Origin of the sequence: Pseudomonas sp. WP18 (genome assembly GCF_036689585.1) — a bacterium.
Lineage (GTDB): Bacteria > Pseudomonadota > Gammaproteobacteria > Pseudomonadales > Pseudomonadaceae > Aquipseudomonas > Aquipseudomonas chlororaphis_E.
Window position 1 is genome coordinate 4,327,281 of the sequence record NZ_CP144758.1, and the last position, 22,776, is coordinate 4,350,056.

16 protein-coding genes, 2 tRNA genes and 3 rRNA genes (1 of these 21 cut by a window edge) are annotated in these 22,776 nt (G+C 60.9%); 9 read left to right on the forward strand and 12 right to left on the reverse strand.

All coding sequences use genetic code 11. From position 1 onward, the window contains the following. Both V5F23_RS18945 and V5F23_RS18950 read right to left on the reverse strand, forming a co-directional pair. Positions 1–2,584, reverse strand: the start of a protein-coding gene (locus V5F23_RS18945; protein WP_338496065.1) for a non-ribosomal peptide synthase/polyketide synthase. It extends 9,758 nt beyond the left edge of the window; only the first 2,584 of its 12,342 coding nucleotides appear in the window; it begins with the start codon at positions 2,582–2,584; the stop codon falls past the left edge of the window. A gap of 248 nt (positions 2,585–2,832) precedes the next feature. Beyond that, a complete protein-coding gene (locus V5F23_RS18950) occupies positions 2,833–3,567 on the reverse strand; it encodes an alpha/beta fold hydrolase (protein ID WP_042731904.1) in 735 nt (244 codons plus the stop codon). A gap of 145 nt (positions 3,568–3,712) precedes the next feature. On the opposite strand from V5F23_RS18950, the gene tam reads away from it, so the two are divergent. Next, the gene (gene tam, locus V5F23_RS18955) at positions 3,713–4,483 is read left to right on the forward strand and encodes a trans-aconitate 2-methyltransferase (RefSeq protein ID WP_338496067.1); all 771 of its coding nucleotides are present in this window, start codon (positions 3,713–3,715) and stop codon (positions 4,481–4,483) included. Positions 4,484–4,563: 80 nt separating this feature from the next. Continuing rightward, positions 4,564–5,697, forward strand: coding sequence for a cupin-like domain-containing protein (locus tag V5F23_RS18960; RefSeq protein WP_338496069.1), 1,134 nt, complete (start codon positions 4,564–4,566; stop codon positions 5,695–5,697). A 35-nt stretch (positions 5,698–5,732) separates the two neighbouring features. Here V5F23_RS18960 and V5F23_RS18965 read toward each other — a convergent pair whose 3' ends face one another. Then, positions 5,733–6,908: an MFS transporter gene (locus V5F23_RS18965; RefSeq protein WP_042732814.1), complete on the reverse strand. Its 1,176-nt coding sequence runs from the start codon at positions 6,906–6,908 to the stop codon at positions 5,733–5,735. A 160-nt stretch (positions 6,909–7,068) separates the two neighbouring features. On the opposite strand from V5F23_RS18965, the gene V5F23_RS18970 reads away from it, so the two are divergent. Both V5F23_RS18970 and V5F23_RS18975 read left to right on the forward strand, forming a co-directional pair. Beyond that, entirely contained in the window at positions 7,069–7,869 is an 801-nt protein-coding gene (locus V5F23_RS18970) for an SDR family oxidoreductase (RefSeq protein WP_123579742.1), read from the forward strand. Further along, the gene (locus V5F23_RS18975; RefSeq protein WP_053151613.1) at positions 7,862–9,685 is read left to right on the forward strand and encodes a glycoside hydrolase family 15 protein; all 1,824 of its coding nucleotides are present in this window, start codon (positions 7,862–7,864) and stop codon (positions 9,683–9,685) included. Before V5F23_RS18970 ends, V5F23_RS18975 begins: the two co-directional genes overlap by 8 nt. A gap of 140 nt (positions 9,686–9,825) precedes the next feature. Here V5F23_RS18975 and V5F23_RS18980 read toward each other — a convergent pair whose 3' ends face one another. Next, positions 9,826–10,200 (reverse strand): DUF6124 family protein, encoded by a 375-nt coding sequence (locus V5F23_RS18980; protein ID WP_338496071.1) that lies wholly within the window; start codon positions 10,198–10,200, stop codon positions 9,826–9,828. Positions 10,201–10,715: 515 nt separating this feature from the next. Here V5F23_RS18980 and V5F23_RS18985 point away from each other — a divergent pair. Continuing rightward, positions 10,716–11,093, forward strand: a complete 378-nt coding sequence (locus tag V5F23_RS18985; RefSeq protein ID WP_042732158.1) for a hypothetical protein — start codon at positions 10,716–10,718, stop codon at positions 11,091–11,093. Between the two features lie 28 nt (positions 11,094–11,121). After that, entirely contained in the window at positions 11,122–12,024 is a 903-nt protein-coding gene (locus V5F23_RS18990; protein ID WP_338496073.1) for an alpha/beta hydrolase, read from the forward strand. On the opposite strand, the gene V5F23_RS18995 is transcribed toward V5F23_RS18990, so the two are convergent. Continuing rightward, positions 11,993–12,985 (reverse strand): GlxA family transcriptional regulator, encoded by a 993-nt coding sequence (locus V5F23_RS18995; protein ID WP_212802855.1) that lies wholly within the window; start codon positions 12,983–12,985, stop codon positions 11,993–11,995. The genes V5F23_RS18990 and V5F23_RS18995 overlap by 32 nt on opposite strands. A gap of 99 nt (positions 12,986–13,084) precedes the next feature. Here V5F23_RS18995 and inhA point away from each other — a divergent pair, with 99 nt between their 5' ends. Next, positions 13,085–13,774 (forward strand): isonitrile hydratase, encoded by a 690-nt coding sequence (gene inhA / locus V5F23_RS19000; RefSeq protein WP_042732161.1) that lies wholly within the window; start codon positions 13,085–13,087, stop codon positions 13,772–13,774. A 46-nt stretch (positions 13,775–13,820) separates the two neighbouring features. Here the strand turns inward: inhA and V5F23_RS19005 are convergent, their stop codons facing one another. Beyond that, positions 13,821–14,558, reverse strand: a complete 738-nt coding sequence (locus tag V5F23_RS19005; RefSeq protein ID WP_042732162.1) for an SDR family oxidoreductase — start codon at positions 14,556–14,558, stop codon at positions 13,821–13,823. A 202-nt stretch (positions 14,559–14,760) separates the two neighbouring features. Here V5F23_RS19005 and V5F23_RS19010 point away from each other — a divergent pair, with 202 nt between their 5' ends. Continuing rightward, on the forward strand, positions 14,761–15,705 hold the full coding sequence (locus V5F23_RS19010; RefSeq protein WP_053151636.1) for an AraC family transcriptional regulator: 945 nt from the start codon (positions 14,761–14,763) through the stop codon (positions 15,703–15,705). 485 nt (positions 15,706–16,190) lie between these two features. Here V5F23_RS19010 and V5F23_RS19015 read toward each other — a convergent pair whose 3' ends face one another. Further along, a complete protein-coding gene (locus tag V5F23_RS19015) occupies positions 16,191–16,649 on the reverse strand; it encodes an SRPBCC family protein (RefSeq protein WP_047737822.1) in 459 nt (152 codons plus the stop codon). A 143-nt stretch (positions 16,650–16,792) separates the two neighbouring features. Here V5F23_RS19015 and V5F23_RS19020 point away from each other — a divergent pair, with 143 nt between their 5' ends. Next, the gene (locus V5F23_RS19020; protein ID WP_053151642.1) at positions 16,793–17,194 is read left to right on the forward strand and encodes a lysozyme inhibitor LprI family protein; all 402 of its coding nucleotides are present in this window, start codon (positions 16,793–16,795) and stop codon (positions 17,192–17,194) included. 115 nt (positions 17,195–17,309) lie between these two features. On the opposite strand, the gene rrf is transcribed toward V5F23_RS19020, so the two are convergent. The 5 genes from rrf to V5F23_RS19045 form a co-directional block, all read right to left on the reverse strand. Continuing rightward, positions 17,310–17,425: ribosomal RNA gene (gene rrf / locus V5F23_RS19025) — 5S ribosomal RNA — on the reverse strand. Positions 17,426–17,562: 137 nt separating this feature from the next. After that, positions 17,563–20,454: ribosomal RNA gene (locus V5F23_RS19030) — 23S ribosomal RNA — on the reverse strand. A gap of 246 nt (positions 20,455–20,700) precedes the next feature. Further along, positions 20,701–20,776: transfer RNA gene (locus V5F23_RS19035), tRNA-Ala, on the reverse strand. 30 nt (positions 20,777–20,806) lie between these two features. Beyond that, positions 20,807–20,883, reverse strand: a tRNA-Ile gene (locus tag V5F23_RS19040). Positions 20,884–20,965: 82 nt separating this feature from the next. After that, positions 20,966–22,502 (reverse strand): 16S ribosomal RNA (locus V5F23_RS19045). The 16S, 23S and 5S rRNA genes sit together here with 2 tRNA genes alongside, the layout of an rRNA operon. Positions 22,503–22,776: the final 274 nt, after the last annotated feature.

A 22,776-nucleotide genomic window follows, 5' to 3' on the forward strand; every position in this document is an offset into this window, starting at 1 on the left:
CGGTCAGCGCCGCCCGACCCAGGTAACCCCGGGTGATGCCGGCACCGCTGAGGTACAGTTCCGCCGAAACACCTTGGGGCACCGCTTGCAGGTCGGCATCCAGCAGGTAACTGGCGGTGTGCTTGAGCGGTCGGCCGATGTTCGCCGTGCCACCGACGGTGCGCCGGGTCCAGGTGGAATAGGTGGTGTCTTCGGAAGGGCCGTACAGGTCGTAGACATGCTCAAGGGTCGGCGACTCATACAGCGCCTCCACCAGGCTTTGCTTCAGCGGCTCTCCCGCCAGGTTGATGATCCGCACACTGGCCGGAATCCCGCCGCTGCGCTGCAACGCGGCGATGGCCGACGGCACCGTGTTGATCAGGCGCACCTGATCCCGGGCCGGCAGTTGCGGCAGCTCCAGCGCATTGCGGGCGATGATCAGCGAACCGCCGTTGGCCAGGGTCACGAACAGCTCCCACACCGACAAGTCGAAGCACACCGAGGTGGACGCCAGCACGCCCTGGATATCTTCGCGACGGTACACCGCGCGCGACCAATCGATCAGCGCCAGCACGTTGCGATGGGCAATCGCCACGCCTTTGGGCAGGCCGGTGGAACCGCTGGTGTAGATCACGTAGGCCAGGTTGTCCGGGGTCACGCCGGTGCGGGGGGCAGCGAGGGAATAACCGTCCAGGTCGAGACGATCGAGCATCAGCACCGCCGTGGCCTCAGGCACCGACAAAGTCGCCGCCACTGCCTGTTCGGTCAGCAGCACCCGCGCACGACTGTCGTCGAGCATGTAGGCCACCCGCTCGGCCGGATAATCCGGATCGAGAGGCACATAAGCACCGCCGGCCTTGAGCACCGCCAGCAAGGCGATCAGCAACTGCTCGGAGCGCGGCATCGCCACGCCGACGCGGACTTCCGGGCCAACGCCCAATTCGATGAGCTTGTGGGCCAGGCGATTGGCACGGCCATCCAGCTCGCTGTAGCTCAGTGACGTGTGGGCGAAGGTCACGGCCAAGGCATCCGGCGTGGCTGCCGCCTGGCGGGCGATCACCTGGTGAATGCACAGGCTGTGCTCGAACGACCCATCGACCGGGTTCCAGTCGTGGATCAGGCGTTGGTACTCGTCGGCTTCGAGCAGCGGCAGTTCACCGATGAGCGCACGGCTGTCGGCCACCATGCCTTGCAGCAAGCGCGTCCAGTGGCGTGCCATGCGGGCGATGGTGGCGGCGTCGAACAGGTCATCGGCGTAGGTCAGCGCCGCGTGCAGCTTGCCGGCCTTTTCCCAGGTGTCGAGGGTCAAGTCGAACTGGGTGGTGCGGCTCTGCCACGCCAGCATCGACAGCTCCAGGCCCGACGCGGTGTGCAGGCTGGCGATGTCGGCCACTTGCGGCTGGTGGTTGTACATCACCTGGAACAGCGGCGTATGGCTGAGGCTGCGCTCCACGTTGAGCGCTTCCACCAGCCGCTCGAAGGGCAGGTCCTGATGGGCCTGGGCGCCCAGCGCCGTGTCCTTGACCGCGCGCAGCAGCTCATCGACACGGGTCTGGCCGCCCAGCTCGGTGCGCAACACCTGGGTGTTGACGAAGAAGCCGATCAGCCCTTCGGTCTCGGCCCGGTTACGGTTGGCGATGGGCACGCCGACGCGGATGTCGGTGTGGCCGGTGTACCGATGCAACAGCACGTTGAATGCGCCGAGCAGGAGCATGAACAAAGTGATGTTGTGCTGCTGGGCGGTGGCGCGCAATTGCTCGGCCAGGGCCGGTTCCACGTCGAACGTGTAACGGGTGCCACGGTAGCTGGGCATCGCCGGGCGCGGATGATCGAGGGGCAACGCCAGCACGGGCTGCTCGTCGCCCAACTGGGCCTGCCAATACGCCAGTTGTCGCGCCTGCTCGCCCGCCTCCAGCCAGCGCCGCTGCCAGAGGGCGTAGTCGCTGTACTGGATCGGCAACTCGGCCAGTTGCGGCGTGGTGCCTGCCTCGAAGGCGTCGTAGCAGCGGATGAATTCGTCGATCAGCACGTTCATCGACCAGCCATCGGAGACGATGTGATGCAAGGTCAGCAGCAGCACGTGCTCCTGGTCTTGGAGCGCGAGCAGTTCGACGCGTAGCAAAGGCCCTGTGGACAAGTCGAAGGGACGCATCGATTGCGCCTCGGCCGCACGGCGCACCGCGTGCTCGCGCTCGGCGGCTGGCAAGGCTCGCAGGTCCTGCCGCTCGATCTCCAGGGCAGCGCTGGCGGGCACTTGCACCAGGCTGTCGTCGGCCTGGCGCTGGAACACCGTGCGCAGGGTTTCATGGCGCGCCACCAGGCTGGCGAACGCCTGCTCCAGCGCCGACAGGCTCAACGCGCCCTTGAGGCGCACCGCGCCAGGCAGGTTATAGGCGCCACTCGCCGGCTCCAGTTGCCAGAGAAACCACATGCGCTGCTGGGCATAGGACAGGGCCTGGCGGTCTTCGGCCTCGACGCCCCGAGGGATGGGAAAGCCGCTGAACGCCACGCCCTCCTTGTCCAGCGCCGCCAGGAACGTACGGCGCTTTTCCAGGGGCAACCCGATAAACCGGCGAGCAAGTTTCAAGGCGTCTTCAGCATTCATTTGAGGGGTATCCGGAATCAGTGGGCACAAGGCACAGAGGCAAGTCGTCCCTATAAAACGAATGCAGACCGGAAAAATTAGCGTTTGAGAATAGGTATCAGGAAGGGCTTAAAACGAGGGGCACGGATTGATAGAGAAATGGGAACCAGCCTGCTCGCGAAAGCGCTGGGTCAGCCAGGGAGGCGGTGACTCAGAGATGCTTTCGCGAGCAAGCTCGCTCTCACCGGGGAGGATGCCGGGAATAATGATCAGGCGCTGATTGCCAGCCCGTGGCGGCGATGATGCACGCTCAGTTGATCCTTGATCAGCCGCAGCACCCTGGCCTCGTGCTCATGGATAAAGAAGTGCCCGCCGGCCAGCATGTCCACCGAGAAACTGCCGGACGTCTCGCGGCTCCAGCCGATCAGTTGTTCGGTGCTGGCCCGGTCGGTGGTGCCGCCGAGCACGTGCACCGGGCAAGTGAGCGGTGGGCGCACCCGCGGCTGGAAACGCCCGCACAGCAGGAAGTCTGCGCGCAGCACCGGCAGGGTCAGGGCCATCAACTCTTCGTTGGCCAGCACCTCCTCGCTGGTGCCGTTGAGGGTGCGCAACTGGTCGATCAGTTCGGCGTCGGTTTTCGGCTCGGCGAAACCCCGGTCGTAGTCGGCTCGCATCGTTGGCGCCGCGGTGCCCGAGGCAAACAAGGCCACCGGCTCCGGGCAACCGAGTTCGCGCAAGGCATGGGCCATCTCACAGGCCAGCAGCGCCCCCAGGCTGTGGCCGAACAAGGCATAAGGCGCCTGGAGGGTCGGGCGCAGCTCCCGCGCCAGTTGCATCGCCAACGGCCCCATCTCGGTGTGCAGCGGCTCACCGAAACGCGCCCCGCGCCCCGGCAACTCCACCGGCTGCACGCCCAGCCATTGCGGCAACTTGCGCCGCCAGCGGCTGTAAACCATCGCGCTGGCGCCGGAATAAGGCAGGCACAGCAGGGTCAGTTGAGTCACTGCGGTTTTCTCCGATCGGTCGTGTGTAGAAGATAACGAAGCAACATGACAAAAAATTAGTCACCCGCCAAGCGCTCGCGCTATCGCCTTCGCACCCCCTTATACTGACGACCCTGGACTCACGCCGACCTTGAAGGAGAACGCCATGAGCTGGTCCGCCAGACAGTACGTCACGTTTGAACAGGAACGCACCCGCCCCGCCCGGGACCTGCTGGCCGCCATTGCGACCCGCGAGGCACGCTCGGTGATCGACCTAGGCTGCGGCCCCGGCAACTCCACCGAACTGCTGGCGGAACACTTCCCCGGCGCAACGGTGCGCGGCCTGGACAGCTCCGGTGACATGATCGAGGCCGCTCGCCGCCGCTTGCCCGCCGTGACCTTTGATATCGCCGACATCGGCCAATGGCATGAGCCCGGACCGTTCGACGTGATCTTCGCCAACGCCGCGCTGCAATGGCTGCCCGACCATGCCACGCTGCTGCCCGCCCTGGTGAACAAACTCGCCCCCGGCGGCAGCCTGGCGATCCAGATGCCCGACACCCTGCACCAGCCCTCCCATCGCCTGATGCGCGATATCGCGGCGAACGGTCCCTGGGCCAGCCAACTGGCGCAGGCCGCGCAGAGCCGCACCGAGGTCGAAGACCCCAGCACCTATTATTCGATCCTCAAGCCCCACTGCGCCCGCGTCGACGTCTGGCGCACGGTCTACCATCACCCGCTGGCCGACGGCGCGGCGGGCGTGGTGGAGTGGTTCAAGGGCAGCGGCCTGCGGCCGTTTCTCGCCCCTCTGGATGAGCCGCAGCGCGAGCAGTACCTGGCCCAGTACCTCAAAGCCGTCGAACAGGCTTACCCGACCCTGGACGATGGCTCGGTGCTGCTGCCGTTCCCCCGCGTGTTCATGGTGGCGACGCGTTGAAGCAAAGGCCGGCGCGGGACTAAATTCCTGAACCAGGCGCTCGTCCTCTGCTAGGACCCAAACCCACAAGAGTGAGCGCCGTGGACCTGCAAACCATCCTGGGCAAACTGTTCGCCAATGCCGGCGCCGTCGGTATCGAGGGCGTCTTCCAATTTGTGTTCGGCCCGCACCAGGCGTACTGGTCCGAGGTCAAGGCCGGCAGCCGCACCCAGGCCGGTCGGCACACCAGCCCCGACGTGACCATCGACGTGGCAGAGAAGGACTTTCTCGCAATCATGGGCGGCATGGCCAACGTCGAAGAATTGTTCGCCAGCGGGCGCCTGAAGATCGGCGGCAACATGGGCCTGGCGACGTTGCTGCCGCAGATCATCGACCATGCCCGGCATGGGGGTGGCGTGGTAGAAAAAGTCGACATGAACAAGCGCTACCCGACCCCGTCGCGCTTCAGCGAAAAACTCACCGCCAGCCTGCCGGTCCAGCGCAGCGTGGAGCGTCGACCGCGCAGCGGTTTGTCGGTGCAGGAGTTTCGCGCTCGCTATCTGCCCCACGGCATCCCGGTGGTCATCAGCGATGCGCTGCAGGACTGGCCGTTGTTCAAGCTCAGCCGCGAGGAGTCCCTGGTGCACTTTGCGCAACTGCAAGGCATCACCCGCCATGGCGACTACGTGAAGAAAACCTTCTCCACCGAACGGGATTTCCGCTCCACCTCCATGGCCGACTTCATCGCCTCCCTCGACAGCCCCGCGGCCAAGAGCGCCAACGGTGAGCCACCGGCGTACATGGGCAACAACATCCTGCCCGCGCAATTGCTGGAGCAGATCAAGTACCCGCCCTACTTCGACCCGGCGCTGTTCATCCCGCCGCGCATCTGGATCGGCCCCAAGGGCACGCTGACACCGCTGCACCGCGACGACACCGACAACCTGTTCGCCCAGGTCTGGGGCCAGAAAACCTTCACCCTCGCCGCGCCCCATCACCGCGAAGCCCTCGGCACCTGGTCCACCGCGCCCCAGGGCGGGCTCGACGGTTGCGACTTCAACCCCGACGCGCCGGACTACCAGCGCTTCCCCCACGCCCGGGACGTCACATTCATGCGGGTGACACTGGAGGCCGGGGACTTGCTGTTCCTGCCTGAAGGCTGGTTCCACCAGGTAGCGTCGGTGTCGACTTCGTTGTCGGTGAATTTCTGGGTGAATTCGGGGCGGGGTTGGTAGCGGCAGATACCTTGGCACAATGCTCTTGTGGCTGATCACTCTTTCAACCGCCGATAACTCTGCACCGCCGCGCCCAACACCACCGCGCCGGCCACTATCGCCAGCCAGAACCCACTGCGCGCGCCAAAGGTGTCCACCAGCCAGCCGGAGCCGGCCGCACCGATTGCCACGCCAATGCTCAGGCCGGTCACCAGCCAGGTCAGGCCTTCGGTCAGCCTGGCCGGCGGCACGAGGCGCTCCACCAGGGCCATGGCGACGATCAGCGTCGGCGCAAAGGACAGCCCAGCGACGAACATCGCCGCCGACAACCCGGTGATATTGGACGCCAGCAACAACGGCAGCGTCGTCAACCCCGTACCTGCCCCACCGTACAAAAACAGCAGCGGCAAGGGCAGCTTTGAACGAAGCGCACCGAAGGCCAATCCCGCCAGGCACGAACCGAAGGCATACACCGACAGTACGATACTCGCCGCCGCCGGTTGCCCCTGTTGCTGGGCGAACGCCACGCTGACCACATCCACCACGCCGACGATGATGCCCATGGCTATCATCAACAGCAGCAACAACAGCACGTCACCCGAAGCGATGATCGAACCTTGGTGCTGGGCCTGATGCGGGTGCACCGGTGGCTCGGTGCCGCGCTGCAAGACAAACGCCGTCACCCCAAGCGCCAGCGCCAGCACCGACGCCAGCGGCCCCGCCTCCGGAAACGCCACCACGCACAGACCCACCGACAGCGGCGGCCCGACGATGAAACACACTTCATCGAGCACCGACTCCAGCGCATAGGCGGTGCGCAGTTGCGGCTGGCCACGGTACAACTCGGTCCAGCGCGCCCGCACCATGGCCGACATGCTCGGCATGCAACCGGCCAGGGCGGCGAACACGAACAGCGTCCATTGAGGCGCCTGCAAGTGCGTGCACAGCAACAGCAGCGCCAGCGCCCCGCCACCGAGTAGCGCGGCGATCGGCAAGACACGTCCTTGGCCGAAACGGTCGACCAGGCGCGACACCTGCGGTGCACAGAACGCGGTCGCCAAGGCAAACGTCGCCGCCACTGCACCGGCCAGGCCATAGCCGCCCTGCAATTGCGAGAGCATGGTGATCAGGCCGATGCCTGTCATGGAAATCGGCATGCGCGCCACCATGCCGGCCAGCACGAACCCCAGGCTGCCGGGGGCGTTGAACAGTTCGCGATAGGGGTTTGCCATGGGCTACGGGCCTTAACAGGGGGCCTGCAACTTGCCACAAAGGACGACCACGGGGGAAGCGCCCAAATGTGGTGAGAATGTGAAGACTGTCTGGCACGAGTGAACTCTCCAGGCCTCACGCCAGTCAGCCTATAAAGCCGTCCAGTGAAGGTGCCCATTCATGCAGATTTCCCTCGCCCAACAAGTCGCCCTCGTCACCGGCGCCAGTTCCGGCATTGGCGCCGGTGCCGCCAGGGCGTTGGCGCAAGCCGGTGCCGCCGTGGTGCTCAACTACCATTCCAGCGCCGGCCCGGCCGAAGACCTGGCTCGCGAGATCAATGACAACGGCGGGCGCGCCCTGGCCGTGGGGGCCGATGTCTCCCGGGAAGAGGATGTCGAACGGCTGTTCGCCAAGACCCTGGAGGCCTTTGGCACGCTGGATATCCTGGTGGCCAACTCCGGCCTGCAAAAAGATGCGGCCGCCGTCGACATGAGCCTGCAAGACTGGAACACCGTGATCGGCACCAACCTCACCGGCCAGTTCCTCTGCGCCCGCGCCGCCCTGCGCATCTTCACTCGCCAGGGCATTCGCCAGGGCGTGTCCCGGGCAGCGGGCAAAATTATCCACATGAGCTCGGTGCACCAGCGCATTCCCTGGGCCGGCCACGTCAACTACGCGGCCTCCAAGGGCGGTGTCGACCTGCTGATGCAGAGCCTGGCCCAGGAAACCAGCCACCAGCGCATCCGCATCAACAGCATCGCCCCCGGCGCCATCAGCACGGCCATCAACCGCGACGTCGTCGAAGGTGAACAGCGGCAGAAGCTGTTGGACCTGATCCCCTACGGCCGCGTCGGGGATGTGGAGGACGTTGCCAACGCAGTGGTGTGGCTGGCGTCGGATCTGTCCGACTATGTGGTGGGCACCACCTTGTTCATCGACGGCGGGATGAGCCTTTATCCGGGGTTTCGCGGCAATGGCTGATCATGACGAACCGCAAAGCCCCATCGAGAACCACGGCATCATCGGCGACATGCGCACCGCCGCCCTGGTCAACGACCGCGGCAGTGTCGATTTTTTCTGCTGGCCGGAATTCGACAGTCCGTCGATCTTCTGTTCGCTGCTGGACACTCCGGCGGCGGGTATTTTCCAACTCGCGCCAGACCTGCCGGATGCGCGTCGCCAGCAGATCTACCTGCCCGACACCAACGTGCTGCAAACCCGTTGGCTGAGTGACGGCGCCGTGGTGGAAATCACCGACCTGCTGCCCATCGGCGACACCGAGGATGACCTGCCCGTACTGATGCGCAAGGTGCACATGACCGTGGGCAGCGCGACCTTTCGCATGCGCTGCGCGGTGCGCCACGACTATGCCCGCGCCGCCACCCAAGCGCGCCAAGACCAGGCCCATGTCTGCTTCGAGGCGCCGGGGCAACCGAGCCTGCGCTTGTGTTCCGATCAGGCCATGACCCTGGACGGCGATGCGGCAGTGGCCGAATTTACCCTCGAACAAGGCCAGAGCGCCGAGTTCCTCTTGGGCGGCATCGACGACCCGCGGCTTCAGGACGACGTCAGCGGCATCTGCCTGGAACGGACCCTGGCGTTCTGGCGTGGCTGGATCGGCCAGTCCAACTATCGCGGGCGCTGGCGGGAAATGGTCAACCGCTCCGCCCTGGCCTTGAAGCTGCTGACCTCGCGCAAACACGGCGCCATCCTCGCCGCCGCCACCTTCGGCCTGCCGGAAACCCGCGGCGGCGAACGCAACTGGGATTACCGCTACACCTGGATCCGCGACGCGTCCTTTACCGTCTATGCGTTCATGCGCCTGGGCTTCGTCGAAGAAGCCAACGCCTACATGCGCTGGTTACGGGGCCGGGTTAGCGACTGTTGCGAACAGCCGACCAAACTCAACATCCTGTATGGCCTGGACGGCCGGCTGGAGCTGCCCGAGAGCGAATTGCCGCACCTGAGCGGTTTCGGCAATGCGCAGCCGGTGCGCATCGGCAACCTGGCCTACCAGCAGATCCAGTTGGATATCTTCGGCGAACTGATGGACGCGGTTTACCTGGTCAACAAGTACGGCGAGGCCATTTCGCACCAAGGCTGGAAACACACGGTCGAGGTGATCGACCAGGTCTGCGAGGTCTGGCAGGACGCCGACGTCGGCATCTGGGAAATGCGCGGCGAGAAACAGCATTTCCTGCATTCGCGACTGATGTGCTGGGTCGCCGTCGACCGCGCCATCCGCCTCGCCGAAAAACGCTCCCTGCCCGCCCCGTTCGCCCGCTGGGATGAGACCCGCCAGGCGATCTACGAAGACATCTGGACAAACTTCTGGAACGACGAACACCAGCATTTCGTCCAGCGCCTGGGCAGCACCGCCCTCGACGGCTCGATGTTGCTGATGCCTTTGGTCCGCTTCGTCAGCGCCCGCGACCCGCGCTGGCTCTCCACCCTGGACGCCATTGAAAAGAGCCTGGTGCGCGACGGCATGGTCTACCGCTACCGCAACGACGACAGCCCCATCGACGGCCTCAGCGGCACCGAAGGCTCCTTCGCCGCCTGCTCGTTCTGGTACGTCGAATGCCTCGCCCGCGCCGGCCGCGTGGAAAAAGCCCAACTGGAGTTCGAACAACTGCTGCGCTACGCCAACCCCCTGGGGCTGTACGCCGAAGAATTCGACAGCCACGGCTACCACCTGGGCAACACCCCCCAGGCCCTGACTCACCTGGCACTGATCAGCGCGGCAAGTTTCCTGGATCGCAAGTTGAGTGGGGAGAAAAATCATTGGCAGCCGTGAGCTGCATAACCACGCGCCCAAATAGATACCTTGTGGCGAGGGAGCTTGCTCCCGCTCGACTGCGCAGCAGGCGCAAGATGCCTGGGGGCGCTGCGCAGCCCAACGGGAGCAAGCTACCTCGCCACGGGACGGCGGGTCAGTTAACGGGGCAGCTCCACATCATCCAGCGCCCGGTCAGCCAGCAACGCACCCAACTCGATCAACTGCAAAATCCCCAGTGCCACATGCCGTCGCGAGCCCTCCAGTTCGAATGCCAGGTCACTGACCATGGCGTTGGCCGAGGCCAAGGTTTCGCTGAGGCTGGTCAGCACCGATTCGGTATTGAGGCCCGGGACCACTGAAAATATCTGCCCATCCTGGGTGTCGGGCTTGGCCGGGGTCGCGGCAGACAAATGCGCGTCCAACGCCCGGTCGGCGGCTTCGCGGAGTTTTTGGGTATTGAAGGTGGTGTAGGCGGAAAGGTTTTCGGCTTTTGGAGGGTTGGGGGTGATCTTGACCGTGACATGAATCTCCATTCAACGGTGGAGTTCGCCATTCCGCGACCAAGCAGAGGGTGGCGAACTGTACGCAGGTTGGTCGACCAGGGAATGGAAACCCGGCAGGGCCCAAAGCCCTCCCACGCACAGTCAGCCATAAAGCAGACAACCACTCACGCGGCATCGTGCGCCATTCTAAACCCGGGCGACCAAACCCGGTCGCTGATTTTGCAGCGACCATCAAAGCCTATCCCCGGTGTTTCCTAACCGACAACCGCCACGACTCGTCAGAAAATTCCTTTCCACCCAATTTTTTGTAGGACACCCACCCGTGGCGAGGGAGCTTGCTCCCGCTCGACTGCGCAGCAGGCGCAAGATGCCTGGGGCCGCTGCGCAACCTGAGCGGGAATAAGCGCCCTCGCCACAGGTGCAGTACCTCGGTTGTGCGGGTCCCTTTATCCGCGACTGGGTTGCGAGCCCCCCAAACCCCTCCTAAGATCGATGCACCCATGGGTGCAGCGGAGCTGCCCGACAACCCGACTCAAGGATCCGACATGTCCCGTATACAACGCCCCATCACCACTGCGCCCCGAACAGGCCTGACCCGCGAAGACCTCTGGGAAGGCCAGGACCGGGGGCTGATCAAATGCTGGGAAATCGGTCGCGAGCGCGCGACGCGGTTTCCCGAGCTGGCCCAACGCTGCCTGGCCGGCGAGTTGCCGGTGCTGGGTTGGAAAGGCGGCGTGAGCCGCAGCCTGAAGAAGAACGAAAAATTCGGCTGCCTCAAGTACCTCGCCCAATGGCAAGGCCTGCGGGGCGAAGACCTGGACATCGACTTGTCCCAAGAGCGCACGCTGACGTGCTCCAGCACGAACATGATCGTGACATTCACGCCGGATCGGACCAAATACGTGAACCAGGAACCCGCCTGAGCACCGCCAGGCGCCGCCGGAGACCGATATGAACCTAGCGCCAACCGTCAGCTACGCGGTGACACCGCTGCTGCGCATCGCCTACGAGGAACACGGGCCGGCCAGCGGCGAGCCGGTGATCCTGCTGCACGGCTTCCCCTACGACCCCAGGGCCTTCGATGACGTCGCCCCGGCGTTGGCCCAGCGCGGCTATCGAGTCCTCGTGCCCTACCTGCGCGGCTATGGCCCGACCCGGTTCAACAACCCGGCGATCATGCGTTCCGGCCAACAGGCGGCGCTGGCCCAGGACCTGCTGGACCTGATGGACGTGCTGGGCATCGGCCAGGCGACGTTGTGCGGTTATGACTGGGGCGGCCGGGCGGCGTGCATCGTTGCCGCGTTGTGGCCGGAGCGCGTGCGCGGCCTGGTGACCGGCGATGGCTACAACCTGCAGGACATCCCCCACTCGACGCAACCGCTGGCCCCGGAAACCGAGTATCGCCTGTGGTACCAGTATTATTTCCACACCGTACGGGGCGTCGAAGGGCTGACGAAAAATCGCCGTGAGTTGTGCGAATTGCTCTGGCGCCTGTGGTCACCCACCTGGGCCCGAGGCGCGCAATGCTATCCCCTCAGCGCCCCGTCGTTCGACAACCCGGACTTCGTCGAGGTGGTGATTCATTCCTACCGCCATCGCTTCATGTATGCGCCGGGGGACCCGACCCTGGAATGGATGGAGGAACGGCTCGCGGCACAACCGTTAATCAGCGTGCCGAGCATTTCCCTCTGCGGCGCCGACGACGGCGTGGGCCCCGCCCCTGAACAAGATGAGGACGCGGCACATTTCAGCGGTGCTTATGAACGGCGGGTGCTGGCCGGCGTAGGCCACAACATTCCCCAGGAAGCGCCCGAAGCCACGCTCAAGGCATTGCTGGATCTGCTTGAAGGCTGACCGAAAACCGCTCGCGATACGCCTGGGGCGTCACCCCCATGGCCCGCAGGAAGCTGCGGCGCAGGGTTTCTTCGCTGCCAAAGCCGCACTGCATCGCCACCCGCTTGATCGGCACCACGGTATCGGCGAGCAGGCGGCGCGCGGTTTCCACACGAATCAATTCGACGGCCCGCGCCGGGGTCTGGCCGGTGTCGGCGCGGTAGTGACGCACGAAACTGCGCTCGCTCATGCCCACCTCGGCGGCCAGGCTCGGCAAACCCAGGTCACAGGTCAGATGCTCGGCGATCCAGGCATGCAGTTCATCAAACCGGCCGCCGTTTTTCTGCAGTGACAGGGTCACGCTGAACTGCGACTGCCCGCCCGGCCGCTTGAGGAACACCACCAGGTGCCGGGCGACTTCCAGGGCCACGGCGCGTCCCAGGTCATCCTCAACCAGGGCCAGGGCCAGGTCGATACCGGCCGTGACACCCGCCGAGGTCCAGACCGGGCCATCGTTGATGAAGATCGGGTTGGGTTCGACTTTGAGTTGCGGGTGCTGTTCGGCCAACTGTTCGCAGCGGGTCCAGTGGGTGACCACGCGCCGCCCGTCCAGCCATCCGCTGGCGGCCAGCAGGAACGCGCCTGTGCACACGGACGCCACCCGCCGCGAACGCGTGCCGTGATCCTTGACCCAAGCCACCAGCGCCGGATCCTTCGCCGCCTCGTACACGCCCCAGCCACCGGCAATCAGCAGCGTGTCGCTGCGCTCGGTCGGCAGCGGTTCGGCCATCAGCGCCAACCCGGCAGAAGACATCACCGCTCCGCCGCCTGCGGCGACCACCGTCGGCGCATAAGGCAACGGCAGGCCTTGCTGGCGAGCCAGGTCATTGGCCGATGCGAACACCTGCAACGGCCCGGTGACATCGAGCACTTGCACGTTGGCGAAGGCCAGGACATGAACGGATTTAGGGGTGTTGGGCATATTGGCGTGATTCGTGGGGTTATTGGCGTATTCGCCAGAGCCTAAGGGCCTAAAGTGAAATCGTCCAGCCCCCGGGCATTACTCAAGGAGAAAAGCATCATGACGCTGCACATCGGTTTACTGCTGTTTCCCCAAGTCCAGCAGTTGGACCTGACCGGACCGTATGACGTGCTGGCCTCGCTGCCGGACGTGAAAGTGCACCTGATCTGGAAAGACTTGGCGCCAGTCACCTCCAGCACCGGCCTGGTGCTGCTGCCAACGACCACATTCCAAGACTGCCCGAGGCTCGACGCGATCTGCGTCCCGGGTGGCACCGGTGTCGGGGCATTAATGGAGGATGAGCAGGTCCTGGACTTCATCAGGCAACAGGCTAGCCATGCGCGGTACATCACCTCGGTGTGCACCGGTTCGCTGGTGCTCGGTGCCGCTGGCTTGCTGCAAGGGAAACGAGCCACCACCCACTGGGCCTATCACAGCTTGCTGCAAACCCTGGGTGCGACCCCGGTCAAGGAGCGCGTGGTGCGTGACGGCAACCTGATCACCGGCGGTGGCATCACGGCGGGCATCGACTTCGCGTTGACCCTGGCAGCCGAGCTGTTCGACCAGCCCACGGCCGAGTTGGTCCAGTTGCAATTGGAATACGCTCCGGCGCCGCCGTTCGATGCCGGCAGCCCCGAGACCGCACCGGTGTCAATCCTGGAGGAAGCGCACCGGCGTACGGCGGAATCGTTCCGGGTACGCTCGCAGATTACCCAACGCGCCGCCGCACGATTGTCCATCACCGCCTAGTGACCCGTGGCGAGCGGAGCAGTCCGCTCGCCACCGAAGGCCACGCTCAGTAAGGGCTGGCGGTAGGCCGCACGATCAACTCGCTGACGTCCACATCCGCCGGTTGCTCGATAGCATAGGCAATCGCCCGCGCGATGGCTTCGGCGGGGATGGCAATCCGCCGGAATTCGCGCATTTCGGCGCGTCCCCCTTCATCGGAAATGCTCTCGGCCAGTTCCGACTCCGTTACGCCGGGAGAAATCACCGTCACCCGCACATCGCCGCCCACTTCCTGGCGCAAGCCTTCGGAAATCGCCCGCACCGCGTACTTGGTGGCGCAGTAAACAGCGGCGGTCGGGCTGACCGCGTAGGCACCAATCGAAGCGATGTTGATGAACTGGCCACTGCGCTGACGCTGCATCAGCGGCAAGCCGGCAGCGATGCCGTGGAGTACGCCGCGAATGTTGACGTCGATCATGCGATCCCACTCCTCGACTTTCAGTGCTTCGAGCTTGGAGAGCGGCATGACGCCAGCGTTGTTGATGATCACGTCAACCGTGCCGAAACGTTCGACGGCGAAATCGATCAGGTCCTGGACCTCTTCACGGCGGGTCACGTCCACGGTCTTGCAAGCGGCTTGCTGGTCGGCGGCTTCGAGTTCCTGCACCAACGCCTGCAAGCGGTCGATACGCCGGGCGCCAAGCACCACACGGGCGCCACGGGCGGCCAACAGTCGTGCGGCGGCTTCACCAATCCCGCTGCTGGCACCGGTGATCACCACTACTTTGTTTTGAATATCGGACATGATGGTTTCCTCGTCTGGGTGTGTTGGCTCCCGGTAGGAGCGCTCTGACAAATCCAGATTAGGGAAACGACAAGGGTTGGGGTTAGCCGAATCCTCCTGTGCACTTGCACGATCCTGTAGCGATCACACCACCCCTGGCCGCCCGCCGCGCAATCGGTTTTACTAGCGCAGTTCACTCATTGGGTCAGGGAGATTGATCAGCATGTCGGTATCGCCCATGCACAGTGCGCCAGACGATGGCGTCAACCAGCGCCGCGCTGAACTGGCGGAGTTGATGAAGCGCTTCGCTCCTCAAGACGGTGTCTACGCCACCGCCATCGACACCTTGAACATTGTTCGCTGCGACCAGCCCACCGATGCCTTGCACGTGGTGCACAAGCCGGGCTTGTGCGTGATCGTCGAGGGCCGCAAGGAAGTGCGCCTGGCGGACGAACGCTACGTGTATGACCCGCTCAATTACCTAGTGGTCTCCGTCACCCTACCGCTGGCCGGCCAGGTGGTCGAAGCCTCTCCTGAGCGCCCTTACTTGTGCGTTCGCCTCGACATCGACCCGGCGCAGATCTGTCGCCTGATTGCCGACGCCAGTGCTATCGGCGTACCGCCTCCGAAAACCGGGCGCGGCCTGTTCCTCGACCGCATCGACTCGCCCTTGCTCGACGCCGTATTGCGTCTGTTGCGGCTGCTGGACAGCCCGGACGATATCGCCACTCTGGCGCCCCTGGCCCAGCAGGAGATTTTCTACCGGCTGCTGCGTGGCACCCAAGGCCAGCGCCTACAAGAAATTGCCATCCCCGATACCCAGACTCACCGCATCAGCCGTGCCATCGAATGGCTCAACACCCATTACGCCGAACCGTTGAGCATCGACAGCCTCGCGCAAATGATCAACCTCAGCCCTTCGGCATTGCATCACCGCTTCAAAGCCGTAACAGCCATGAGCCCGCTGCAATACCAGAAGCAGCTGCGCTTGCAGGAGGCCCGGCGATTGCTGCTGGCAGATAACAGCGACGTCTCGTCAATTGGCTACAAGATGGGGTATGAGAGCCCGTCGCAGTTCAGCCGGGAGTACAGCCGCCTGTTCGGTGCTTCTCCGAGCAAGGACATTGCCCGGCTGCGGGCCCAGGCGTTGCAGGTCGACAGCGCTTGAAGCCAGGCCGACGGATCGGCATTTTTCCACAGGCGAAAAAAAACCCGCCGAAGCGGGTTTTTTGAGGACCAATTTGACTTCCTGTCTGGCATTCCTTGCCTGGTCCCATCATCCATGACCCCAAGCACTCCCTGTACTCAGTGGATGGACACAGATTAGGCCCACCGGTGATTCGAAAAAAGACGAGAAAGCAGCAGCGGCGTGTAAGCAATTCGCTATACCGCTCTTTCTGACTTTTTGATGGACGAAAAAAAACCCGCCGAAGCGGGTTTTTCCAAGACCATTACGACTCCCTGTCGATAGCTATCCTTGCAAGGTCGATCGTCCCTGATCCTGAGCACATCCTGTGCATCAGTGGATGGGGCCAGATTACGCTTCGGATCCAAAGTGCAATAGACGACATAGCTACTATTGCGTGTAAGACATTCGCTATACCGGTACCCTCCAAAACCTTGCATATGCTCAGGTATGACAGCCAAGCCAGCTCAGGACTTGCTCAGGAACGCCTCGATATTGGCCATTTGCTCGTCCCAGCCACGGCTGTCCATACGAAAAGCCTTGAGCCGACGCGCCTCGGGAATGGCGTTGAAGCCGGACTCCACCACCTTCAGCAAGGTGCCGCCGTTCATGTCTTCGAGTTCGAATTGCACCCGTGTCTCGGGCTCCTGGGAGTAATCCACGTCGGGCTCGATAGCGTAGGGATGCCAACGAAACGAGAACACCCGCTCGGGCTCCACCCGCTCCACCGCCACGTCCCAGATGAGGTGTTGGTAACCTGGATAAGTGATTTGCCCCTGGGTACGCTCACCCGCCACGAACCGCTTCCCCTCAAGCGCGACACCGAACCACTGCCCAAAAGCTTCGGCATTGGCCAAGGCTCGCCAGACTTGAGCCCGCGGGACCTTGAGCAGGATCTTTCTTTCAATGCGATCGGATGAATGCATGGGTCACCTCCTGTGTGCAACAGTAGGCTTGTAAGACCACAAGGCCAACCGGAAAGTTGTATCAGGTCGTTGTTTCCAGCCCGGTGCCCCTGACCGATGTAAACTTCCCCAGCCATTTTTCATCCCTCAAGGAGAGACCCGGTATGTCCCCACGCCTGCTTCTGGCCCTGACACCTCTGCTATTCATCAGCCCTGCCCAAGCCGACGACTGCGCCAATGCCATGACTCAAGGCGATATGAACCAATGCTCGGCCCAAGAGTACAAGGCGGCCGACAAAGAGCTGAATGACCTTTACAAGCAGATCACGGGACGCCTGAAGGACAATCCCGAGGCCAAGCAGATGCTGGTCAAGGCACAGCGCGCCTGGATCGCTTTCCGTGACGCCGAATGCGACTTCTCCGCCTCCGGGGTCGAAGGCGGCAGCGTTTATCCACTGATCTACAGTACCTGCATGACCACGCAGACCAAGACACGGGTTGAAGCATTCAAGGCCTACCTCAACTGCAAGGAAGGCGACTTGAGCTGTCCAGTGCCCGAGGCTTAAGCGCCCTGCCAACAACAAGGATGGCCTCTTCTAGGTCATCCTTTTTTGGGGCTGACTTTTTTCAGCGCAAAAACAAAACCCCAACTGCTTTCGCAATTGGGGTTTCGGAATTTAATCTTGACGATGACCTACTCTCACATGGGGAAACCCCACACTACCATCGGCGATGCATCGTTTCACTTCTGAGTTCGGGATGGGATCAGGTGGTTCCAATGCTCTATGGTCGTCAAGAAATTCTTGAGCCAGCGCGCTTTTCAGCGTTCCAGCAAATCGGGTATGTGATCAGGTGTGAGCCGCAAACTTTCGGTTCGTTTCGTCTTCACCACACCGCAATCTGGCTTTCTAAGCGCAAATTGCTTGGGTGTTATATGGTCAAGCCTCACGGGCAATTAGTACAGGTTAGCTCAACGCCTCACAGCGCTTACACACCCTGCCTATCAACGTCGTAGTCTTCGACGGCCCTTCAGGGAGCTCAAGGCTCCAGTGAGATCTCATCTTGAGGCAAGTTTCCCGCTTAGATGCTTTCAGCGGTTATCTTTTCCGAACATAGCTACCCGGCAATGCCACTGGCGTGACAACCGGAACACCAGAGGTTCGTCCACTCCGGTCCTCTCGTACTAGGAGCAGCCCCTCTCAAATCTCAAACGTCCACGGCAGATAGGGACCGAACTGTCTCACGACGTTCTAAACCCAGCTCGCGTACCACTTTAAATGGCGAACAGCCATACCCTTGGGACCGGCTTCAGCCCCAGGATGTGATGAGCCGACATCGAGGTGCCAAACACCGCCGTCGATATGAACTCTTGGGCGGTATCAGCCTGTTATCCCCGGAGTACCTTTTATCCGTTGAGCGATGGCCCTTCCATACAGAACCACCGGATCACTAAGACCTACTTTCGTACCTGCTCGACGTGTCTGTCTCGCAGTCAAGCGCGCTTTTGCCTTTATACTCTACGACCGATTTCCGACCGGTCTGAGCGCACCTTCGTACTCCTCCGTTACTCTTTAGGAGGAGACCGCCCCAGTCAAACTACCCACCATACACTGTCCTCGATCCGGATAACGGACCTGAGTTAGAACCTCAAAGTTGCCAGGGTGGTATTTCAAGGATGGCTCCACGCAGACTGGCGTCCACGCTTCAAAGCCTCCCACCTATCCTACACAAGCAAATTCAAAGTCCAGTGCAAAGCTATAGTAAAGGTTCACGGGGTCTTTCCGTCTAGCCGCGGATACACTGCATCTTCACAGCGATTTCAATTTCACTGAGTCTCGGGTGGAGACAGCGCCGCCATCGTTACGCCATTCGTGCAGGTCGGAACTTACCCGACAAGGAATTTCGCTACCTTAGGACCGTTATAGTTACGGCCGCCGTTTACCGGGGCTTCGATCAAGAGCTTCGCGTTAGCTAACCCCATCAATTAACCTTCCGGCACCGGGCAGGCGTCACACCCTATACGTCCACTTTCGTGTTTGCAGAGTGCTGTGTTTTTAATAAACAGTCGCAGCGGCCTGGTATCTTCGACCGGCGTGGGCTTACGCAGCAAGTGCTTCACCCTCACCGGCGCACCTTCTCCCGAAGTTACGGTGCCATTTTGCCTAGTTCCTTCACCCGAGTTCTCTCAAGCGCCTTGGTATTCTCTACCCAACCACCTGTGTCGGTTTGGGGTACGGTTCCTGGTTACCTGAAGCTTAGAAGCTTTTCTTGGAAGCATGGCATCAACCACTTCGTCACCCAAAGGGTAACTCGTCATCAGCTCTCGGCCTTGAAACCCCGGATTTACCTAAGATTTCAGCCTACCACCTTAAACTTGGACAACCAACGCCAAGCTGGCCTAGCCTTCTCCGTCCCTCCATCGCAATAACCAGAAGTACAGGAATATTAACCTGTTTTCCATCGACTACGCTTTTCAGCCTCGCCTTAGGGACCGACTAACCCTGCGTCGATTAACGTTGCGCAGGAAACCTTGGTCTTTCGGCGTGGGTGTTTTTCACACCCATTGTCGTTACTCATGTCAGCATTCGCACTTCTGATACCTCCAGCAAGCTTCTCAACTCACCTTCACAGGCTTACAGAACGCTCCTCTACCGCATCACTTACGTGATACCCGTAGCTTCGGTGTATGGTTTGAGCCCCGTTACATCTTCCGCGCAGGCCGACTCGACTAGTGAGCTATTACGCTTTCTTTAAAGGGTGGCTGCTTCTAAGCCAACCTCCTAGCTGTCTAAGCCTTCCCACATCGTTTCCCACTTAACCATAACTTTGGGACCTTAGCTGACGGTCTGGGTTGTTTCCCTTTTCACGACGGACGTTAGCACCCGCCGTGTGTCTCCCATGCTCGGCACTTGTAGGTATTCGGAGTTTGCATCGGTTTGGTAAGTCGGGATGACCCCCTAGCCGAAACAGTGCTCTACCCCCTACAGTGATACATGAGGCGCTACCTAAATAGCTTTCGAGGAGAACCAGCTATCTCCGAGCTTGATTAGCCTTTCACTCCGATCCACAGGTCATCCGCTAACTTTTCAACGGTAGTCGGTTCGGTCCTCCAGTCAGTGTTACCTAACCTTCAACCTGCCCATGGATAGATCGCCCGGTTTCGGGTCTATTCCCAGCGACTAGACGCCCTATTAAGACTCGCTTTCGCTACGCCTCCCCTATTCGGTTAAGCTCGCCACTGAAAATAAGTCGCTGACCCATTATACAAAAGGTACGCAGTCACAGAACAAAGTCTGCTCCCACTGCTTGTACGCATACGGTTTCAGGATCTATTTCACTCCCCTCTCCGGGGTTCTTTTCGCCTTTCCCTCACGGTACTAGTTCACTATCGGTCAGTCAGTAGTATTTAGCCTTGGAGGATGGTCCCCCCATATTCAGACAAAGTTTCTCGTGCTCCGTCCTACTCGATTTCACTTCTAAGATCCTTTCGCGTACAGGGCTATCACCCACTATGGCCGCACTTTCCAGAGCGTTCCGCTAAAATCAAAGAAGCTTAAGGGCTAGTCCCCGTTCGCTCGCCACTACTAAGGGAATCTCGGTTGATTTCTTTTCCTCAGGGTACTTAGATGTTTCAGTTCCCCTGGTTCGCCTCTTGCACCTATGTATTCAGTGCAAGATAACCATCTTATGATGGCTGGGTTCCCCCATTCAGACATCTCCGGATCACAGTCTGTTTGCCGACTCCCCGAAGCTTTTCGCAGGCTACCACGTCTTTCATCGCCTCTGACTGCCAAGGCATCCACCGTATGCGCTTCTTCACTTGACCATATAACCCCAAGCAATCTGGTTATACTGTGAAGACGACATTCGCCGAAAATTTGCATGCTCAATTAAGAACGCTCACAAATTTTACCTTAGCCTGATCCGTTACCAGTGAAAGTAACGTTCAGTCTATCTTTCTATCACATACCCAAATTTTTAAAGAACGATCCAGTCAAAAGACCAGAAATCAACATTCACCATCACGTCGATGGAATGCTCATTTCTAAGCTTTCAGTCTCAGAAGCAGTAGTGGTGGAGCCAAGCGGGATCGAACCGCTGACCTCCTGCGTGCAAGGCAGGCGCTCTCCCAGCTGAGCTATGGCCCCGTATTTCTACAGGCGTTTCCCACACAAAATTGGTGGGTCTGGGCAGATTCGAACTGCCGACCTCACCCTTATCAGGGGTGCGCTCTAACCAACTGAGCTACAGACCCAATTTCGGGCTGCTTCTAATCGTCTTCTTCAATGAATCAAGCAATTCGTGTGGGAGCTCATGGAGCCGCTGCTGTCGTCGATTAAGGAGGTGATCCAGCCGCAGGTTCCCCTACGGCTACCTTGTTACGACTTCACCCCAGTCATGAATCACACCGTGGTAACCGTCCCCCCGAAGGTTAGACTAGCTACTTCTGGTGCAACCCACTCCCATGGTGTGACGGGCGGTGTGTACAAGGCCCGGGAACGTATTCACCGCGACATTCTGATTCGCGATTACTAGCGATTCCGACTTCACGCAGTCGAGTTGCAGACTGCGATCCGGACTACGATCGGTTTTATGGGATTAGCTCCACCTCGCGGCTTGGCAACCCTCTGTACCGACCATTGTAGCACGTGTGTAGCCCAGGCCGTAAGGGCCATGATGACTTGACGTCATCCCCACCTTCCTCCGGTTTGTCACCGGCAGTCTCCTTAGAGTGCCCACCATAACGTGCTGGTAACTAAGGACAAGGGTTGCGCTCGTTACGGGACTTAACCCAACATCTCACGACACGAGCTGACGACAGCCATGCAGCACCTGTCTCAATGCTCCCGAAGGCACCAATCCATCTCTGGAAAGTTCATTGGATGTCAAGGCCTGGTAAGGTTCTTCGCGTTGCTTCGAATTAAACCACATGCTCCACCGCTTGTGCGGGCCCCCGTCAATTCATTTGAGTTTTAACCTTGCGGCCGTACTCCCCAGGCGGTCAACTTAATGCGTTAGCTGCGCCACTAAGAGCTCAAGGCTCCCAACGGCTAGTTGACATCGTTTACGGCGTGGACTACCAGGGTATCTAATCCTGTTTGCTCCCCACGCTTTCGCACCTCAGTGTCAGTATCAGTCCAGGTGGTCGCCTTCGCCACTGGTGTTCCTTCCTATATCTACGCATTTCACCGCTACACAGGAAATTCCACCACCCTCTACCATACTCTAGCTCGACAGTTTTGAATGCAGTTCCCAGGTTGAGCCCGGGGCTTTCACATCCAACTTAACGAACCACCTACGCGCGCTTTACGCCCAGTAATTCCGATTAACGCTTGCACCCTCTGTATTACCGCGGCTGCTGGCACAGAGTTAGCCGGTGCTTATTCTGTCGGTAACGTCAAAATTGCAGAGTATTAATCTACAACCCTTCCTCCCAACTTAAAGTGCTTTACAATCCGAAGACCTTCTTCACACACGCGGCATGGCTGGATCAGGCTTTCGCCCATTGTCCAATATTCCCCACTGCTGCCTCCCGTAGGAGTCTGGACCGTGTCTCAGTTCCAGTGTGACTGATCATCCTCTCAGACCAGTTACGGATCGTCGCCTTGGTGAGCCATTACCTCACCAACTAGCTAATCCGACCTAGGCTCATCTGATAGCGCAAGGCCCGAAGGTCCCCTGCTTTCTCCCGTAGGACGTATGCGGTATTAGCGTTCGTTTCCGAACGTTATCCCCCACTACCAGGCAGATTCCTAGGCATTACTCACCCGTCCGCCGCTCTCAAGAGGTGCAAGCACCTCTCTACCGCTCGACTTGCATGTGTTAGGCCTGCCGCCAGCGTTCAATCTGAGCCATGATCAAACTCTTCAGTTCAAACATCTTTGGGTTTTGAGAAAACCCTAAACTTGGCTCAGCAATCGTTGGTTACATCTTTGATTTCTCGCGGAGTAACTTGTGATGCTGATAATCTGTTGACTAGCAGTCTGACTCCACAAGCACCCACACGAATTGCTTGATTCAGTTGTTAAAGAGCGGTGGTTGATTCTTTCGTCTCAACCGAGGCGCGCATTCTACAGCGCCTGGTGTTGCTGTCAAGCGGTTATTTAAGAAGTTTTTCAAAGTTTCCCGTGGGAAACACTAACAACTT

Excerpts from the sequence above, each read along its gene's own strand:
- tam (WP_338496067.1), top strand. The coding sequence starts at position 3,713 with ATGAGCTGGTCCGCCAGACAGTACGTCACGTTTGAACAGGAACGCACC.
- V5F23_RS18965 (WP_042732814.1), bottom strand. The coding sequence starts at position 6,908 with ATGGCAAACCCCTATCGCGAACTGTTCAACGCCCCCGGCAGCCTGGGG.
- V5F23_RS18970 (WP_123579742.1), top strand. The coding sequence starts at position 7,069 with ATGCAGATTTCCCTCGCCCAACAAGTCGCCCTCGTCACCGGCGCCAGT.
- V5F23_RS18975 (WP_053151613.1), top strand. The coding sequence starts at position 7,862 with ATGGCTGATCATGACGAACCGCAAAGCCCCATCGAGAACCACGGCATC.
- V5F23_RS18980 (WP_338496071.1), bottom strand. The coding sequence starts at position 10,200 with ATGGAGATTCATGTCACGGTCAAGATCACCCCCAACCCTCCAAAAGCC.
- V5F23_RS18985 (WP_042732158.1), top strand. The coding sequence starts at position 10,716 with ATGTCCCGTATACAACGCCCCATCACCACTGCGCCCCGAACAGGCCTG.
- V5F23_RS18990 (WP_338496073.1), top strand. The coding sequence starts at position 11,122 with ATGAACCTAGCGCCAACCGTCAGCTACGCGGTGACACCGCTGCTGCGC.
- V5F23_RS18995 (WP_212802855.1), bottom strand. The coding sequence starts at position 12,985 with ATGCCCAACACCCCTAAATCCGTTCATGTCCTGGCCTTCGCCAACGTG.
- inhA (WP_042732161.1), top strand. The coding sequence starts at position 13,085 with ATGACGCTGCACATCGGTTTACTGCTGTTTCCCCAAGTCCAGCAGTTG.
- V5F23_RS19005 (WP_042732162.1), bottom strand. The coding sequence starts at position 14,558 with ATGTCCGATATTCAAAACAAAGTAGTGGTGATCACCGGTGCCAGCAGC.
- V5F23_RS19010 (WP_053151636.1), top strand. The coding sequence starts at position 14,761 with ATGTCGGTATCGCCCATGCACAGTGCGCCAGACGATGGCGTCAACCAG.
- V5F23_RS19015 (WP_047737822.1), bottom strand. The coding sequence starts at position 16,649 with ATGCATTCATCCGATCGCATTGAAAGAAAGATCCTGCTCAAGGTCCCG.
- V5F23_RS19020 (WP_053151642.1), top strand. The coding sequence starts at position 16,793 with ATGTCCCCACGCCTGCTTCTGGCCCTGACACCTCTGCTATTCATCAGC.